Consider the following 17,226-nt stretch of genomic DNA (forward strand, 5'->3'; position numbering starts at 1 on the left):
CAAGCGACAAAACCCCACCGACCCCGACCCCGCCCCCCAAGAGTCCCCCGCCCTCTCTTCCGGTCGATCATGAACTTACGTCCGTGCTCGACGGCGTGTCGTTGCCTCAACCTCATGGTCAACTGCTGTTGACAGCGGTCCGGCTATGGGTGCGGGCGCCGACCGTGGCGAGGAAGCCTTCGAGCGCGAAGGTGGCGGCACCGAGGCTGACCGGGTTGCGCACGAGTGGGCACAACACGATGTCGACGACCTCCAGCGGGCCGCTCAGGGCATGGCGCGCGACCACGGCCTGGACCTCGGGCAGGAACGCCTCGCCGAGCTTGGTGGCAACCCAGCCGGACACCACGAGCACCTCGGGGTTCACGAGATTTATCAGATCGGCGATGGCCACGCCGAGATAGCGTGCCGTCTCGGTGACCACCTTGGCTGCGACCGGATCGCCCGCCGCGAGCGCGGCGGCAAGCGCGTCGATCGTGGCGGTCTGGTCGTCGGGGTGCAGCAGCGGGCTGGTGGGCGCAAGCTCGCGCAGGTTTTGCATGATGCCGGGCGCACCGACATAGGTCTCGACGCAGCCGCGCCGGCCGCAGTGGCACAGCCGCCCGTCGAGCACCAGCGTGGTGTGGCCCCACTCCCCCGCGCTGTTGGTCGCGCCGCGGTAGAGCGATCCGCCCATGGCCAGGCCCGCGCCCACACCCGTGCCGAGCGTGACCACGACTACGTCCTCGTGGCCCTGGCCCGCACCGAACCACAGCTCCGCCACCGTCGTGGCCTTGAGCGGGTTGTCCAGGTACAGCGGCAGGTCCAGCTCGGCGGCGAGCATGGCGCCCAGCGGCTCGTCGTGCCAGTTCCAGTTGGGCGCGAACACCGAGACGCCGCCCTCCCGCTCGACCTGGCCGGGCAGGCTCACCCCGATACCGAGGACCCGGTCGTAGTCCACTTTGGACGACTCGATGACCGCGCGGACGCACGAGACGATGTGCCGCACGACCTGCGGTGGGCTGTTTTCCTCCGGGTGCAGCTGCTCCTCGGCCTCGGCGAGCACGGTGAGAGCCGAGGTGTACAGCTCCGCGTGCACGTAGGTCTCGGCGACATCGACGCCCACGAGCAGGCCGCCGTGAGCATTGGCGGACAGCAGGCCGCGCGGGCGCCCGCCGCCGGAGTCCTCGAACCCGGCCTCGACCACGACCCCCGCCTCGATGAGCTCGCCGATGAGGTGGGCCACGGTCGCCAGGCTCAGATCGGTGGCGGCGGCGATCGCCCGGCGGGAGGTCATGTGACCCGCGATCACCTGGCGTAGCACGCGGAACCGGTTGGCCACGCGGATGTCGCGCGATGTCCGCTTCAACTGCTTCCCCCCGGGATGGACGGATATTGACTTCGGCGATCAGATAGTCAAGTTGACAAATCGTGAAGGCTCTGGCGCTGGTGATGCCACTGTTACTCCTGCCGGCCACTGACGTTAGCTCGCGGCGCGCAACCGGCGATCGTCCGGCTGGCGACGGCCAGCGCCGACGATGGGAACGTAGCGCGCAACGTGTTGGACAGCAATCTTTCCACCGGCTGGTCCCACGCTCGGCGGCGGGCAATGGCTGACCGTGAGCGCGGCGCGGATCGCGTTCGGTCTCACCGGGCAGCGGGGACGACGGGGCACGCATCCAGGCGGCGATCGACGCGGTGGGTGCACGTGCGCCGGATGCCGGCGGGTTCCGCGGAGCCGTGCTGCTGAACCCGGGTACTTATGAGATCGCCGGGAGCCGCAGATCACGGTCGGTGGCACAGTCGTGTCGGCCAACGCGACCCGGGCCCGCCTGGGAGAAATAGGACGGCGCCGGCCGCAGGTCACGGTCCGACAGATGGATGTCGTAATCGCCGCATGATCGGCCTCCAGCACTGGAGGGGTCGGTCGTGGAGCGATCCGACCCCTCCGGCTGCGGAAATCAGAAGGCTTCGCGGACGATGCCGCCGACGATGACACACCAGGTGCTGGTGTCTACCTTGCCGTTGGGCTCCAGGCCGTGCAGGCGCTGCAGGTCTTGCACGGCCTTCTTGGTGGCGTGGTCGTAGGCGCCGGTGATGGTGACATCTGGATAACCCTTGTCCGGCAAGATGTTTTGGATGGCGCTCACCGGGTCGCCGGTAGCGTCCTTGTCGAGCTCGGGTGCGAGCGTCTCCCACGTTTCGGTGGTCATCGTGCCGTCGGGCGAGGCGGGCAGCCCGTTTTTGGTCTGCCAGTCCTGGATCGCGGCCGTCATCGCCGGGCTCCAGGTGGCCGGGCCGGTGACCGGGAGTTCGTAGCCGCGGTGGCGCAGCAGCCATTGGGCCGCGCGCACCACCGGGCCACCGATGGAGCTGTAGATGTCGGGCCACGTGCGCAACGGGATCTCGGACGTGGGCGTGCCGAGTTCGCGCGCCACGTCCCGGCGCAGTTGCGGGAACTGGCGATAGAATGCGGCACCGGGGCACAGCGTGGCGCGGAAGTCCCAGTGCCCGAACATGTTGTGCGCCTTGATGTTGTACTGCTCGCAGATCGCGACGGACAGCCGCACCAGCGAGTTCCACAGTGCTTCGGGCGGGGTCTCGCTGATGTAGGTGCCCTCGTTCTCGATGCCGATGGAGTCGTGATTGCGGCCCGGGCAGTGCGCGGCCTGCACCTGGGCCAGACCGGTCTCCAGGGTTTCGAGACTGCGCCGCCGGCCCTCCAGGACGTAGCCGCCCCGGCTGATGGTGAAGTGCTGGCCCGAATCGGCCCAGCCGTTGACCTGCTGGTGCAGCCGCTGGATGTCGCGGGCGAGCCAGATCGCCTGCTCCCGCGAGTAGTCCGTGCTGTTCGGATAGGCCGTGTGGTGCACGATGATTTTGCGGGTCGTGCCCTGGCGCAGCACGATGCCGCTGGTCGGCGGCTTGGCGCCCCAGCTGTCGCAGTCGATGATCCAGGGAAACTCGGTGCTGGGCGCGGCCTGCGCGGCGGTGGCCGCCGCGAGCTCCGTGCCGACAACGGCAACGCTCGCCGCGCCCAGTGTGGCCTTCAGCAGCGTGCGTCGCTCAAAGTGTGGGGGCGTCACGACAATTCCTTTCGGTGCCGGGGGTGCTCGTGGAAATATTTCACAGCACCCGCCGCACTTCAAGGTCCGCTCGGGTCGCGATCAGTCGTGCCACTCCAGATGCCCGGCCAGGATGTCGGCGATGTCGCTCAAGCGCCAAATATCGTGACCAGATCGAATTGGCCGGCTCGGCGCCAGACATGTCGGTGGCGGGCGACCGCGGCGCTTCAGTGAACATCGCGAGCCGCAGGTTGGCGGGATTGACGCGGTCGCAAGGCTGCGCGATCGCGTCAACGCATGGCGCCGAGCCGTTTCAGCGTATCGTCCAATTCGGACACCAGATCGGCGATCACCTCGGCGACCGGGCGGATGGCGTTCATGCGGCCCACGATCTGGCCCACGGGCATGGGCACGACATCGGGGTCGCCGGAGTTCATGAGGCGCTGATGGGCCTCGCTGACGAGGATGTTCTGCAGCGGCATGGGAAGCGGGGCCGGAGCGTCAGGCTCCGCCCAGGCGTCGGTCCACTTGTTGCGCAGCAGGCGCGCGGGCTTGCCGGTGTAGATGCGCGAGCGCACGGTGTCCGAAGAGGTCGCCTTGATGAGGGCCTCCTTCACGGCGGAGACGCCCATCTGGTATTCGCTCGTGACGAGCCAGGCGGAACCCATCCATGCGGCGGAGGCACCCAGCGCGAGGGCGGCGGCGATCTGGCGGCCCGAGCCGATCCCGCCCGCGGCCAGAACCGGTGCGCGGTCTCCGACGGCGTCGACGATTTCGGGTACCAGAACCATGCTGGCAATCTCGCCTGTATGACCGCCGGCCTCGTAGCCTTGGGCCACAATCAGATCGACGCCGTTGTTCACATGGGACAGGGCGTGGTCGGCCTTGCCCGCCAGGGCGGCGACGAGCAAGCCTGCCGCGTGGGCGCGCTCGATGACATCGGGCGGCGGTGAGCCGAGCGCGTTGGCGATCAGCGTGGGCCGGTGGTTGAGCGCGACGTCCACATGCGACCGCGCGACCGAGTGCAACCACCCCAGCACCCCGTCGCCCGCGGGCGTGCCGTCCGGCAGCGGCGGCACGCCGAGCTTGCGCAGCGTATTGTCGACGAATTCCTTGTGCTGCGAGGGGATTCGCGACGCCAGGTCGGTCTCGATCGGGACCTTCGCGGGCATGACGATGTCCACACCGTAGGGCTTGCCGTCGGTGTTGTTGTCCATGTAGTCCAGCGCGGCGTCGAGGTCGGCGGGCTCGTTGAACCGCACGCAGCCGAGCACGCCGAACCCGCCGGCCCGGCTTACGGCGGCGGCCACGTGTTCCGACGGCGAGAAACCGAAGATGGGGTGTTCACTGAGCTTCACGCGGCGTGCTCCTCGGCGTAGGTGCGCGCCCAGCCGTAGTCGGCCTTGGCGCTGATCGTGCGGTGGATCTGGTCGACGAACAGGACCGTGCGCGGCACCTTGTATCCGGCGATCTGCGTGCGCACGTGCGCGTCGAGCTCCTCGAGCGCGATCGTGCGCTGCGGCCGTGGCTGCACCAATGCCGTGACGCGCTGGCCGAGCCGCTCGTCCGGCATGCCGATGACGACGGCGTCGAACACGTCGGGGTGCGACTTGAGCGCCCCCTCGACCTCCTCCGGATAAACCTTCTCGCCCCCGGTGTTGACGCACGTGTTGCCCCGGCCGAGCAGGGTTATCGTGCCGTCCTCCTCCAGACGGGCGAAGTCTCCCGGCATCGCGTAGCGGACGCCATCGATCTCGATGAGCATCTGCGCGGTCTTTTCCGGATCTTTGTAGTACCCGATGGGCACATGCCCGCCGCGGGCCAGCCGTCCGACGGTGCCGGGCCCCACCGGGCGCCCGTCGTCGCCCACCACGATCGTGTGCGGGCCGGGCGTCACCTTCGGCCCGTCGTTCTCCGTCTCCTTGGTGACGAACCCGATCCCACCGAAGCCGATCTCGGAAGACCCGATCGACTCGGTGATCATCGTGTTGGGGAACGCCTCCACGTATTGCTGTTTGACACTCGGCGAGAACAGCGCCGCGCTGCTGGAGATCGCCCACAGCGACGACCCGTCGTAACCGACCTCGTGATAAGCCTCGATGATCGGGCGCGCCATCGCGTCACCGATCAGCACCACGACGTTGACCCGGCGCCGCTCGATGGCCCGCCAGATGTCGTGCGCGTCGAACTGCGGCACCAGCACGACCGTGTCGCCGTTGAACAACGCCGCGAGGGCGGCCCACTGCGCGTTGCCGTGAATGAGCGGCGCCGTGCACAGCCGGACCATCCCGCCCATCTCGCGGCCGCGCTCCACCTGCGACCACTCGCCTTCGAGCGGCATGCCGGTCATGAAGTCGATGCCGCCGCCCAGTGCCCGCCAGACGTCCTCGTGCCGCCAGATGACGCCTTTCGGGTACCCGGTGGTGCCCCCGGTGTAGAGGATGTACACGTCGTCGTTGCTGCGCGGCTCGAAGTCGCGCTCGCCCCGGGACGACGCCAGCATCGCCTCGTAATCCGGTCCAATCTCGACAGTGCAGCGCACCGGGAACCCGACCTTCGCCACTTTGTCGGCGAAGGCGTGGTCGTGGATCAGCGCGACCAGATCGGCGTTGTGGAACAGATAGGTGAGCTCCGCCTCGACGTACCGGAAGTTCACGTTTATCGCGACGGCGCGCAGTTTGTATATCGCGAGCAGTGCCTCGACCGCCTCGATCGAGTTGCGCGCATAGAGTCCAATGTGGTCGCCCGCGCCCACGCCGTGCGCGGCGAGGTGGTGGGCGAGACGGTTGGCGCGATCCTCGAGTTGCGCATACGTCACCTCGTGGTCGCCGCAGGCAATGGCCAGCCGATCCGGAAACGCATCGGCAGCATGCTCGAAAAGATCGGCAATATTGAGCGCCATGCACGTCAAACTAGAACGTGTTATCGTTTTGCACAAGAGCTGGAGGTTTCCCGTGCCGGATGCACTCGTCGAACAGCAGGATCACGTCCTCATCGTGACCATGAACCGTCCCGAGGCGCGCAACGCGCTCTCGGGCGAGATGCTCGCCATCATGCGCGAGGCATGGGACCGCGTCGACGAGGATCCGGACATCCGGGTGTGCATCCTGACCGGCGCGGGCGGGGCGTTCTGCGCGGGCGCCGATCTGAAGGCGATGACCACTGCGCATCCCAGCGACTCGTTCAAGCAGGGCGGGTGGGATCTGACGCGCATTGACGGCTTGCTGAAGGGGCGGCGGCTGACTAAGCCGCTGATCGCTGCCGTCGAGGGTCCGGCGATCGCGGGCGGCACGGAAATCCTGCAAGCCACCGACATCCGTGTGGCGGGCGAAAGCGCCCGCTTCGGTGTGTCCGAGGCGCGGTGGGGGTTGTTTCCGCTCGGCGGGTCGGCCGTGCGGCTGCCGCGCCAGATTCCGTACACGATCGCGGCCGACATCCTGCTCACCGGCCGGCATTTGAGCGCCGCGGAGGCGTACCGGATAGGGCTTATCGGCCACGTCGTCCCGGACGGGCAGGCGCTGGAGAAGTCGCTCGAACTGGCCGGGATGATCGCGAACAACGGACCCCTTGCGGTGCAAGCGATCCTGCGCACGATCCGGGAGACCGAGGGCATGCCCGAAAACGAGGCATTCAAAATCGAGGCCGGAATCGGGATGGGCGTGTTCGCGAGCGACGACGCCAAGGAGGGCCCGCGCGCCTTCGCCGAGAAACGCAAGCCCAGTTTCCAAGGACGCTAAGCCTCGGCCAGCAGTTTGCGACCCAGCGTGTTGTCCCGGATGTCGAGGAAGAACGACCTCATCGCCGCGGCGAACTCCGCATGCGAGATCCGGCCGCTGGCGTCGAGGTCGAGCTCGCCGAGGGTGCCGGCGATCGTGCCCGGATCGGCCTTGCCGCCGAACAGCCGCGCGTACTCCTGCGGCGACACGGCCCCGTCGGCGTCGGTGTCCGCGGCCCGGAACATCGCGTCGAGCACCGCGCGCAGACCCTCCTGGGCACCCGAGCCGCGGACCGCCCCCGCCCACTCGGTGTAGTCGATCCGGCCGTCCACATTGGTGTCGGCGCCGGCGGCCAGCTGCCGCCACCACGACTCGAACGCGGCGTAGAGCTCGGCCTCGGTCGCGGCGTCCACGTCGAACTCGGCGGCGACCGAGCGGGCCATGGACAGGAAGTCGGGCAGGGCCACGAACCCGTTGCCGGTCTGGTCGAGCACCTCGGTGAAGAAGCTCGGCGAGCGGCGGCTCGGCCGCTGCAGCGCGAGGCGGGCCAGCGCGTACGGCATGTATGTCCACTGTGGCGGGAGCACGCGCGAGGCCATCCCCGCCGCGGTGAACATGCCCCGGGTCAGCAGCCCGCCATACCACGGCAGGCGCAGCCCGAACCGCTGCCGGAAGCCAGACGGCAGGATGCCGCGCAGCAAGGCGTTGCCGGGCCCGGTCAGCACGGCCTTGACGACCCGCCACAGTGGATCGGCCGCGTCGAACAGGGCCGGCCGCGGCGCGTTGGCGATCAGCTCCTCGACGACCGTCCGGGTGGCCTGCGTGTACTCCAGCTCCTCGGTGATCATCCGATCGAAGTACCGCCGGAAGTCCTCCAGCGTGGCGGGCACGACCTCGCGAGGAATGCCGAAACCCCGGGCCAGTTCCAGGAACTCCCCGTACATCTGCCGCTGCTCGTCGTCGGGCATCGGGCGGCCGGACAGCGCGCCCATCGTGACGATGGCGTCGAACAGCGTCAGCAACACCCATGTCTGCGCGTGCGGGTCCAGCCCGGAGTAGGGCCGGCCGCGCTCGTCCACGCCGACGATGCGGCTGTGCAGGCGCTGCAACCGCGCGATCTCCCGGGTGCGCTCGGCCTCTTCGCCATACATGATCCGCAGCAAGGACAGCAGCGTGTTCTGCATTCGCCGCCACAGGTGCGGCCGGAAGCTGGAATATTCGGCCACCCCCGCGCCCACGGGCGGCAGGGCCGCCTGAAGCATGGTCGCCCGCGGCACCGCCAGCAGGAACCGCCATTGCCCGACATAGCGCCGGGAGACCCGATTATCCATGCCACGAACCCCTTCTCTCGGCCAGGACCAGACGCAGGGCCGGCACCACGGGCGGCAGCACGCACCGCGACAGGATGCCCAGTCCCGCCTTCTCCAACGAGTCGAGCCTCAGTTCGTTGACCGTGATCGAAGCCCCGATGATCGGGCGGAGCTCGTCCGGCGCGGCGTCGCACAGGTCGCGGGCCCGCCGCAGCCCGGTGCGCGCCAGGTCCGTCCACTCGCGCAGCAGCTCCAGCAGGCGCGGCGGGCGGCGCCCGGCGAGCAGCTCCTCGGTGGACACTCCGACCCTGCGCAGGTCCTGCGCGGGCAGGTGCACTCGGCCGTCGCGCAGGTCCTCGGCCATGTCGGCAAGGGTGTCGACGCGGTGATAGGACTCGGTGTATCGGCGCAGCGCGACCGTGAACGGCTCGTTGCGCGTGCCGCCGTGGATGCCCAGAACCAGGCGCATGGGCGGGACGACCACACGATCCACATAGGACTGGAAATCGGCCTCGGACTCAAGGCCGCGAAAGTGCAGATCCTCACGCCAGCCGTCCAGGCACTGCGCCACCCACTGCGCGGGCACCTGGCATTGGTCAACGGTCCGCAGGAATGCCGCCAGCGGCTGGTAGGCGCACGTGCCCGTGGCGAGTGCGGCTCGCACGCGGGTCTCCCATTCGGCGTAGCGGCGCGCCCGGTCCGGCCGTGCGCCGCGATCGACGATGTCGTCGGTGGCGCACCCAAACCAGGAAGCCGCCAGCATGTGTCTGCGCACCGGGCGTGGCGCGAGCAGTATGACGGCCAGATATCCGGCGGGCGAACGCCTCGCCACCCGCCACGCCACTCCCGACGAAAACACCCATAAAGGGTATATCACCCAGGTATCGACCGAGGCCGCATTGGCGGTGTCACCAATTGCGGCCTCGACCGAACCGTCACCTAGTCGAGCAGCGCGGTCACCGCGCCGGCCCCGACCGTGCGGCCGCCCTCGCGCACGGCGAAGCCTAAGCCGTCTTCGAGCGCGATCGGCGCGCCGAGCTCGACCCCGACCTCGACCGTGTCGCCCGGATTGACCTCGGTCAGCGGGCCGAGGTCGACCGCGCCGGGGACGTCGGTCGTGCGGAAGTAGAACTGCGGCCGGTAGTTCGAGTAGAACGGGCCGTGCCGCCCGCCCTCCTCCGCCGTGAGCGCGTAGAGCCGGGCCCGGAACCGCCGATGCGGGCGGACACTTCCCGGCGCGACGAGCACCTGCCCGCGCCGGACCTGGTCGTGCTTGATCCCGCGCAGCAGCACGCCCGCGTTGTCGCCGGCCTCGGCCCGCTCCATGACCTTGCCGAACGTCTCCAAGCCGGTGGCCACCGTGGCCAGCGTGTCGCCGAGCCCGACGATTTCGACCGGCTCGCCCGCGCGCAGCGCTCCCCGCTCGACCGCGCCGGTGACGACCGTGCCACGGCCCGAGATGGTGAACACGTTTTCGATCGGCATCAGGAACGGCCGGTCGAGCTCGCGCGGCGGGTCGGGCACATACCGGTCGACGGCGTCGAGCAGGTCCACAATGGACTGTTCCCACACCGGGTCGCCCTCCAGCGCCCGCAGCGCGGACACGCGCACGACCGGGACCTCGTCGCCCGGGAACCCGTACTGCGACAGCAGTTCGCGGACTTCGAGCTCCACGAGGTCGAGCAGCTCCGGGTCGGACACGGCGTCGGCCTTGTTCATGGCGACGACCAGATACGGCACTCCGACGCGCCGCGCCAGCAGCACGTGCTCGCGCGTCTGCGGCATCGCACCGTCCAATGCGGACACGACCAGGATCGCGCCGTCGACCTGGGCCGCGCCCGTGATCATGTTCTTCACGTAGTCGGCGTGGCCGGGCATGTCCACGTGCGCGTAGTGCCGGTTGGGGGTCTCGTACTCGACGTGCGCGATGTTGATGGTGATGCCGCGCGCGATCTCCTCTGGCGCGCGGTCGATGCCGTCGAACGCGACGAACTGGTTGACCGACGGGTCCTGCGCGGCGAGCACCCTGGTGATCGCGGCGGTGAGGGTGGTCTTGCCGTGGTCGACGTGACCCATCGTGCCGATGTTGAGGTGTGGCTTGGTACGCAGAAATTGGCTCTTGGCCATGGTGAGTCGAATCCTTCGCAATGAGTCGAAAAGGGCTGGGAAGACAGCAAAAATGCACACACCCTCGCTCCCGCCTGTGCGGTCAGGGAGGAGGGTCAGCTATCCAGCCGGGCCGACTCTGCGCACACGGCGGCCGCACCCGGCAGGCTGATGCCTGCGGGACAAGCGAATCCGGCCGTGGCGAACATGCCGATCAAGTTAGCCCGCGTCCCGCCCGGCCCGCAAGCGAATTTGGCGGCATCGGCAATACTCCATGCATGGGCAGCGAACTCAATGACGCGGAACGGCGGCTGTGGGAGGCGTTCGCCCACGGGACGCAGGTGGACCTGGGCCCGGGAGAACCGGCCGCTCCGGAGTTCACAGTGGACGGTTGGGGTCCGGATCGGACGGTCCGCGCCGAGGTGATCGCACGCCTGCTGCTCGGCGCGCACCAGGGCGAACCCGGATACGTGGCCAAGGTGGTCCTGTCGGGTGCGCGCATCACCGGTCAGCTCAACCTCAACGGTGGCGAGGTGGGATACGAGGTGACCCTGGACAGGTGCTGGTTCGACGAGACACCGGACCTCGGGGACGCGAGCGGCAAGGGCTTGTTCGCCACCAACTGCCGGTTTCCGGGGCTGAACGCCTGGAACCTGAAGGTGTCGCTGGCCCAATTCGGCGGCTCGCGCTTCACCGGGCCGGTGCTCCTCACCGGCTCCAGGATCTCCGGAGACCTGGACTTCAGCGGCGCCCGGCTGGCCAATCCGGGCGACACCGCGCTCAATGCGCAGGACGTCAGCGTGGACGGCAGTGTGTTTTGCGGCTCCGGGTTCGAGGCCGAAGGGGTGATCGACCTCAACGGCATGAAGGTCCAGGGGCGGCTCGACATGACCGGGGCACGGCTGGACAACGCGGGCGGGATCTGCGTCGATGCCTACCAAGTGATCGTCGAGCGCGACGCGGCCTTCAGCGAGGTGAACGCGCAGGGTCAGATCCACCTGCGCCTCGCGCGGATCGGCGGGATGCTCGGCCTGGACAACATCAAGATCGAACGGCCGCCACCCGGCAACGACGGCACGGTGTTCCAGGGCGAGCTGCTCACCGTCGGCCAGGCGATCGTGTGCCGGTCTTCCGCCATCGATGGCGCCTTCGAGATCGGCTTCGCCAAGATTGGTACCGGCATCGACCTGAGCGGGACGGTCATCGAAAACCCCGGAGGGTTTTCGATTATCGCCGAGGGCATCTCCGGCGGCGACTTCCGGTGCATCGACGACTTCCGGGCGGTCGGTACGATCAACCTCATCAGCGCGCGGCTGGACCGCCTCGCACTGCAAAGCGGGAGACTCGCCGCAGCCGAGACGGAAGTCGACCTCTATCAGGCTACCGTCGGGACACTGGACATCACCGAGGGTGCTTTGGCGGGACGCATGCACCTGTCCGGCCTTACCTACCAACGCATACCGCTGCTGCCGATCAAGAAGCTGCTGCGATGGCTGCGCAACGACCCGGACGGGTATCACCCCCAGCCGTATGAGCAGCTCGCCACGTATTACCGGGCCAATGGGGACGATCGAGAGGCACGCCGGACATTGCTGGCCAAGCGGCGCGCCCATCGGCGCTACCTCGGCCGGCCCCAACCCTGGTGGCGCTGGATCCGCAAGGTGCCGGGATGGGCCATGGACGGCCTGGCGGGATACGGTTACGCACCCGGGCGGGCCGTGTTTTGGCTCGCCGTCGCCCTAGGCACGGGCACGTGGGTGCTGCGTGACGCGCTGCCGCCGGATCGGTTGACCGAGCCCACCGCGAGCCGCACCGGCAACGCCTTCCTGCTCGCGGCGGACTCGCTGGTGCCCACGTCGCCGTTCGGGCTGCGCGACGCCGCTGAGCTCACCGGAACTGCGCTTGTCACGGCGATCGTGCTGCAGGTGCTCGGGTATGCGCTCTCGATCGCCGTACTGCCCGCGGTCACGCGGGCCCTGTCGCGTTCCGAGAAATGAATCACCACATCCGCGACCACCGGTGTGGGCGGCGGCTGGACCGCCGCCCGGCTCCCAGCCGTCCGACCCCCACGCATCGCGTGTGACTACGCTGCCCTGATGTTCGCACTCACGGTGTTCGCGCTCAGTGTCCTGTCGCGAGCCGAGATCGGCCGGACCGGCAAGATCATGGTGCTGGTGGCCGGGCTGGTGGGCCTGCTGGATTTGCTAAGCAAAAAGTTGACGGACTGGGCGAAGCGGGCCGCCGAGCGCCACGATTTGTCGGCGGCCTGGCTTGGTCGGGTGCGCACCATCCACCGGCTGCGACGGCTGCAGTTGCGGATGTATTGGAAGGCCGGCCACAACCTGCCGTTCGAATCCAGGTATTTCACCTCCCAGGAGTTCGCTGCCTTCGCCCAAGAGCTTCGCGACACGTGCGGACTGGTGAAAGTCCTGAACTACGACGGGCCCAGGGAAGCTTTGATGAAGCAGTCGGCCAAGGCGGCCCGGTTGATCCGGGACTTTCTCGCCGCGCGCCTCAACGAAAAGGAGCGCGCGGCGCTCGACGCACCGCTGCCCACGGATAACGAGCGGCGATTTATGACCATCGTGTCCGCGATTTTACTCAGCGGCGTGGCGGGCATCGTCGCCCTGGTGACAGCAGGCATCGTGGGGACGGTTGACCAGTTCGGTCTCAAGCTGCTGGGGGCCATCTTCGGCCTGATGCTCCTCAACGCAGTCGTCGTTCTGCAGTACGACGACCTGGCTGAGCTGGCGACCAAGGCGGCGGCGAGCACGCAGCTGGGATTGGCCCGGGCGACGCGCCTGATGCTGGGTGACGGCAAGGCGCATCCGTTGCGCTGGGCCGCCCTGCTGGCGTTCCTGGCCGGCTCGGTGCTGGACCTGATCGCCTCGTGGTGACAAACGAACGGTGACCAACGGTAACCGAGCTGCCGTCGCCGGCCGGCCGCACCGAAGCGTGGGCGTATCGTGGTGATCGTGGCGAAGGGCGGCGAGGAGCGCGATGGGGTGTCCCTGACCAATCTCGATCAGCAGCTGTTCGAGGGGGCGGGGGCGACGAAGCGCGAGCTCGTCGATTATCTGGACGCGGTCAGCGAACGCATGGTGCCGCAGCTGCGCGACCGGCCGCTGACGGTGATGCGCGTGCTGCGCGGGCAGAAACCGTTCATGCAGAAGAACCTTCCCAAATACACGCCCGACTGGGTGCGCACGGCGACGGTGTGGGCGGAGACGTCGCAGCGGGAGGTGTCCTATGCGCTGTGCAATGACCGGCGCACGCTTGTGTGGTTTGCCAATCAGCGGGCGATCGAATACCACCCGGCGCTGGTGCGTGCCGCTGACTGGACTCATCCCACGCATCTGATCCTCGATATCGACCCGCCCGCCGAGGACGGCTTCGCGTCGGCGGTCGGGGCGGCCAAGCTCGTGCGCCGGGCGCTGGCCGACTCGGGGTTGGCCGGTGTGGTGAAAACCAGCGGCGCGAAGGGGCTTCACATCTTCGTGCCGATCGACGACAGTGCGTCCATCGAGGACGTGGCCGGGGCGACGCGTGCCCTTGCCGCACGCGCCGAACGCCTCGACCCCGACCTGGCGACGACCGCGTTCATCCGCGAAGACCGGGGCGGCAAGGTGTTCATCGACTCTACACGGGCGGGCGGGGCGACCGTGGTGTCGGTCTACAGCCCGCGCCTGCGGCCCGGTGTTCCGGTGTCGTTCCCGCTCGGCTGGGACGACCTGGACAGCGTGGCCCCGGCCGACTTCACCGTGCACACCGCGGTCGGTCTGCTGAGCGCGCGCGACCCGTGGGCCGAAAGCATGCCCGCACCGCAACGCCTGCCCGCCGAGCTCATCGACGAGGGTCGCACCATCCCGATCGCCCGTGTGCAGGCGATGCACGAGGGCAAGCGACGCCGGCGAGCGCAGGCCCAAAATGCTGAACTAACCGAATAACGGGTCCCGATGTGGCGGGCACGCCGCCATGCTCGGCGCCTCCTCCGGCACGCAGTGCGCCGGCAGCCCGACCAGCAGATTGCGGTCATACACGAGGATCGTGGCCGTGGGCAGCACCTGCTGCCGCACGGGCGATCCGAACTGGCGCAGCGCCACATCCACGTCGCCCGGCCAGTTCTTCGTGTCCACCACGATGAAGCGCGCGTCGTGCACGGCCGGGTCATACCAGTCCAGTTTGGACTCCGAACGGTAGCCGCGGATCCGGTCCCCGCCCACCACCGGGAAGACCTTGACCCGGCCCGCCGTCAGCAAAGTGATGTTGTTGGAGTACCAGTAACTGCCCAGCCCCTGCCGCAGGCCCTGCGAGTCCAGCCAGGCCGCGATGTCGCGCCCGTTGGTCGCCTTCGGATAGGCGACCGCCTGCACGGCGAGCTCCAGCGCGAGCAGCCCAGCCACACCCAGCGCGGCGAGGCGCCACTGCGGCCGGGTGGCCAGCCCCAGACGCGCCCCCCAGACGCGGCCAACCAGCGCGGCTGAAAGTGGTACCACAGCGATGATTTGACGGGAAGTCCCCATGTCGAGCGGAAGCGTCGACACCAGGTAGGCGCCGATGTTGACGCCGATGCCGACCGCGGCGAGCTCGGCCAGCCGGTCCCCCGGCTCGCCCCGTCGACGCCGGACCAGGCGCCACAGCACCAGCACCGTGGTCACGACCGCCAGCGCCAACAGTCCAAGGTGGACCACGCCCATCGCCAGACGCCACTCGTTTTCGCGGTCGGGCAGGTATCCACCGAAGTTGCCCACGATGCCGCGCAGGGTCAGCGAGAGGTTGTGCCCAAACAGCCGCTCCCACGAAGCGAACTCCACGGTCGGCGGGTGCGCGGCCCAGCCCCCGCCCGCGCGGATGGCCAACTGCGCGGCCTGGTTGAGCACCACCGACCCGAATGCGGCCAGGATCAGCTGCGCGTCCACGCCCCACCACGTCCGATCGCGCACCATCCGCAACGCGCAGACCACGGCCAGCGGCAGCGCGCCGATGTACATCACGAGCGGATCGGACAGCTGCCCCCACGCGAGCATCCCGGCCACGGCCCACGGCACCCACCGGCGGTCGGCGAAGCGGTCGAGCACGATCCAGGTCAGCAGGAGCGGGATCGCCGTGCCCGTGTGGTCGGGCGAGGTCAGCTGCACGGATGTGCCGATGCCCATGGCGGGCACGCCCACCACGGCCACGGCGAGCAGCTTGCCCCACCAGGACGGGCCCGCCGCCACGGCCACGACGATCACGAGCAACACGAACGTGAGCGCCACGCCCAGGTTGACGACCTCGCTGTGCAGCCCGGTCACCAGCTCGACCGCCATGAAGTGGATCAGCTCGTTGGTGTAGAACGGGACGTCCGTGGTCGTCCACCCGCGCAGCAACACGTTGCCGTGCAACATGTCCCAGGATTGCAGCGCGTTGCTCGAACCGTCCGCGCTCACACCCATCGCCTGCGAGCTTTTCAGGTACCCCCAAAAAAGCAGAGGGATCGCTACAACGGCCGCCGCCCACCGCAACAACAACACCAGACGAAGACTAGATCACACGCTCCCGTCCGGCCCAATACGGGTCGCGCAGCCGTCGTTTGTAGAGCTTGCCGTTGGGGTCGCGGGGCATCTCGGCGATGTAGTCCACGGATTTCGGGAGTTTGAAGCGGGCCAGCCGGGTGGCCGCGAACGCGAGCAGCTCCTCGGTCAGCGCCGGACCGGCCTGCACCCCCGCGACCGGCTGCACCACTGCCTTGATCTCCTCGCCCCAGTCCTCGTGCGGGATGCCGAACACGGCCACGTCGGCGACCTTCGGGTGGCACGACAGCTCCGACTCGATCTCGGCCGGGTAGATGTTGACTCCCCCGGAAATGATCAGATCGCTGCTCCGGTCGCAAAGATAGAGATAACCGTCTTTATCGAGGTACCCGATGTCGCCCACGGTGAACATCGACCCCATCCGGGCGGCCCTGGTCTTGGCCTCGTCCTTGTGGTACTCGAACGTGGACGTGCCCATCTGCATGTAGACCTGGCCGGGCTCGCCCGGTGGCATGTCGTTGCCGTCGGCGTCGAGCACGCGCACGGTCGAGCCCGGCCACGCCTTGCCCACCGAGCCGGGTCGCTCCAGCCACTCCTGCGCGGTGATCAGCGCCCCGCCGCCCTCGGACGCCGCGTAGTACTCGACGACCACCGGCCCCCACCAGTCGAGCATGTCCCGCTTGACCTGCTGCGGGCACGGCGCCGCCCCGTGAATCGCGGCCCGCATCGAGGACACGTCGTATCGCTGTCTGCCCTCCACCGACAGCAGGCGCCTGAACTGGGTCGGGACCATGTGCGTGTGCGTGACCCTGTGGCGCTCGATCAGCTCCAGCATCCGGCGCGGGTCCCAGTGGTCCATCAGCACCACCGGGTGTCCAAACTGGAGGGATATCGTCACGAAGTTGAGCACGGCCGCGTGGTAGAGCGGCGACCCGCACAGGTGCACGTGCCCGTCGAAGGGCTTGAGCCCGAACAGCCCGAAGAACCATGCGGCGGTCGGGGGCACCTGGTCGGGCGAGGCCCCGGTCAGCGGGCGCTTGACGCCTTTGGGCCGCCCGGAGGTGCCGGACGTGTACACCATCGGGGCCCCCGCCGTGCGGCCGTCCGGCTTGCCGTCCTTGCGCAACCGCTCAAGCGGCTCGAACCCTGGCACGTCGCCGAACTTGAACTCGGCGTCGACGGCGCTCGCCACCTCCGCGAACCGGCCGTCGGCGATCAAAACCCGCGCGCCGCAATCGGAGAGGATATGGCCGACCTCCGGGGCGGTCAGATGCCAATTTACCGGTACCACGTACAGCCCGATCTGGATGGCGGCGAAGTACAGCTCCACGAGCACCGGTCCGTTGGGTTGCAGCAGCACTATGCTGTCACCGGGGCACAGGCCGAGGGCCTGCAGGCCGCACGCGTAGCGGTCGGCGGCGGCGACCAGTTCGCCGTAGGTCGTCTCGCGCCCGCCGGGCTCGATGATGGCCGTGGCGCCGGGCGTCGCGGTGGCGATGTTCCACAGTCCGATGGTGGTGGTCACACCCCAAATCTAGAA

The 17,226-nt window shown here is 68.6% G+C and carries 13 protein-coding genes; 4 read left to right on the plus strand and 9 right to left on the minus strand.

Annotation, left to right across the window (positions count from 1 at the left end; translation table 11 throughout):
- Positions 1 to 118: 118 nt before the first annotated feature.
- From DM816_RS17220 to DM816_RS17235, 4 genes are all read right to left on the minus strand, one after another.
- Positions 119 to 1,345 (minus strand): ROK family protein, encoded by a 1,227-nt coding sequence (locus DM816_RS17220; protein ID WP_117211258.1) that lies wholly within the window; start codon positions 1,343 to 1,345, stop codon positions 119 to 121.
- Positions 1,346 to 1,937: 592 nt separating this feature from the next.
- Positions 1,938 to 3,062, minus strand: a complete 1,125-nt coding sequence (locus DM816_RS17225; protein ID WP_246002001.1) for a peptidoglycan recognition protein family protein — start codon at positions 3,060 to 3,062, stop codon at positions 1,938 to 1,940.
- Positions 3,063 to 3,331: 269 nt separating this feature from the next.
- A complete protein-coding gene (locus DM816_RS17230) occupies positions 3,332 to 4,399 on the minus strand; it encodes an NAD(P)H-dependent flavin oxidoreductase (RefSeq protein ID WP_117211259.1) in 1,068 nt (355 codons plus the stop codon).
- Entirely contained in the window at positions 4,396 to 5,943 is a 1,548-nt protein-coding gene (locus DM816_RS17235; protein WP_117211260.1) for an acyl-CoA synthetase, read from the minus strand. Before DM816_RS17235 ends, DM816_RS17230 begins: the two co-directional genes overlap by 4 nt.
- Between DM816_RS17235 and DM816_RS17240 the strand changes: the two genes are divergently transcribed.
- Complete coding sequence (locus DM816_RS17240) at positions 5,942 to 6,778, plus strand: crotonase/enoyl-CoA hydratase family protein (protein WP_117211261.1); 837 nt, start codon at positions 5,942 to 5,944, stop codon at positions 6,776 to 6,778. The genes DM816_RS17235 and DM816_RS17240 overlap by 2 nt on opposite strands.
- Here the strand turns inward: DM816_RS17240 and DM816_RS17245 are convergent.
- The 3 genes from DM816_RS17245 to tuf form a co-directional block, all read right to left on the minus strand.
- Complete coding sequence (locus DM816_RS17245; RefSeq protein WP_117211262.1) at positions 6,775 to 8,088, minus strand: oxygenase MpaB family protein; 1,314 nt, start codon at positions 8,086 to 8,088, stop codon at positions 6,775 to 6,777. The genes DM816_RS17240 and DM816_RS17245 overlap by 4 nt on opposite strands.
- Positions 8,081 to 8,926: a squalene/phytoene synthase family protein gene (locus DM816_RS17250; protein WP_117211263.1), complete on the minus strand. Its 846-nt coding sequence runs from the start codon at positions 8,924 to 8,926 to the stop codon at positions 8,081 to 8,083. The genes DM816_RS17245 and DM816_RS17250 overlap by 8 nt, the downstream gene beginning before the upstream one ends.
- An 80-nt stretch (positions 8,927 to 9,006) precedes the next feature.
- The gene (tuf, locus tag DM816_RS17255; RefSeq protein WP_117211264.1) at positions 9,007 to 10,194 is read right to left on the minus strand and encodes an elongation factor Tu; all 1,188 of its coding nucleotides are present in this window, start codon (positions 10,192 to 10,194) and stop codon (positions 9,007 to 9,009) included.
- A 257-nt stretch (positions 10,195 to 10,451) separates the two neighbouring features.
- On the opposite strand from tuf, the gene DM816_RS17260 reads away from it, so the two are divergent.
- From DM816_RS17260 to DM816_RS17270, 3 genes are all read left to right on the plus strand, one after another.
- Positions 10,452 to 12,170, plus strand: coding sequence for a pentapeptide repeat-containing protein (locus DM816_RS17260; protein WP_117211265.1), 1,719 nt, complete (start codon positions 10,452 to 10,454; stop codon positions 12,168 to 12,170).
- Between the two features lie 99 nt (positions 12,171 to 12,269).
- Positions 12,270 to 13,070 carry a hypothetical protein gene (locus DM816_RS17265; RefSeq protein WP_117211266.1) on the plus strand — a complete coding sequence of 267 codons (801 nt, stop codon included), beginning with the start codon at positions 12,270 to 12,272 and terminating at the stop codon, positions 13,068 to 13,070.
- A gap of 78 nt (positions 13,071 to 13,148) precedes the next feature.
- Positions 13,149 to 14,120, plus strand: coding sequence for a DNA polymerase domain-containing protein (locus DM816_RS17270; protein ID WP_117211290.1), 972 nt, complete (start codon positions 13,149 to 13,151; stop codon positions 14,118 to 14,120).
- On the opposite strand, the gene DM816_RS17275 is transcribed toward DM816_RS17270, so the two are convergent.
- Positions 14,109 to 15,686 carry a hypothetical protein gene (locus DM816_RS17275; protein WP_162907563.1) on the minus strand — a complete coding sequence of 526 codons (1,578 nt, stop codon included), beginning with the start codon at positions 15,684 to 15,686 and terminating at the stop codon, positions 14,109 to 14,111. The two genes, DM816_RS17270 and DM816_RS17275, sit on opposite strands and share 12 nt — an antisense overlap.
- Before the next feature lie 10 nt (positions 15,687 to 15,696).
- The gene (locus tag DM816_RS17280; RefSeq protein ID WP_117211268.1) at positions 15,697 to 17,211 is read right to left on the minus strand and encodes an acyl-CoA synthetase; all 1,515 of its coding nucleotides are present in this window, start codon (positions 17,209 to 17,211) and stop codon (positions 15,697 to 15,699) included.
- Positions 17,212 to 17,226 lie beyond the last annotated feature (15 nt).

The sequence above is a fragment of the Allorhizocola rhizosphaerae genome (assembly GCF_003426775.1).
Classification (GTDB): domain Bacteria; phylum Actinomycetota; class Actinomycetes; order Mycobacteriales; family Micromonosporaceae; genus Allorhizocola; species Allorhizocola rhizosphaerae.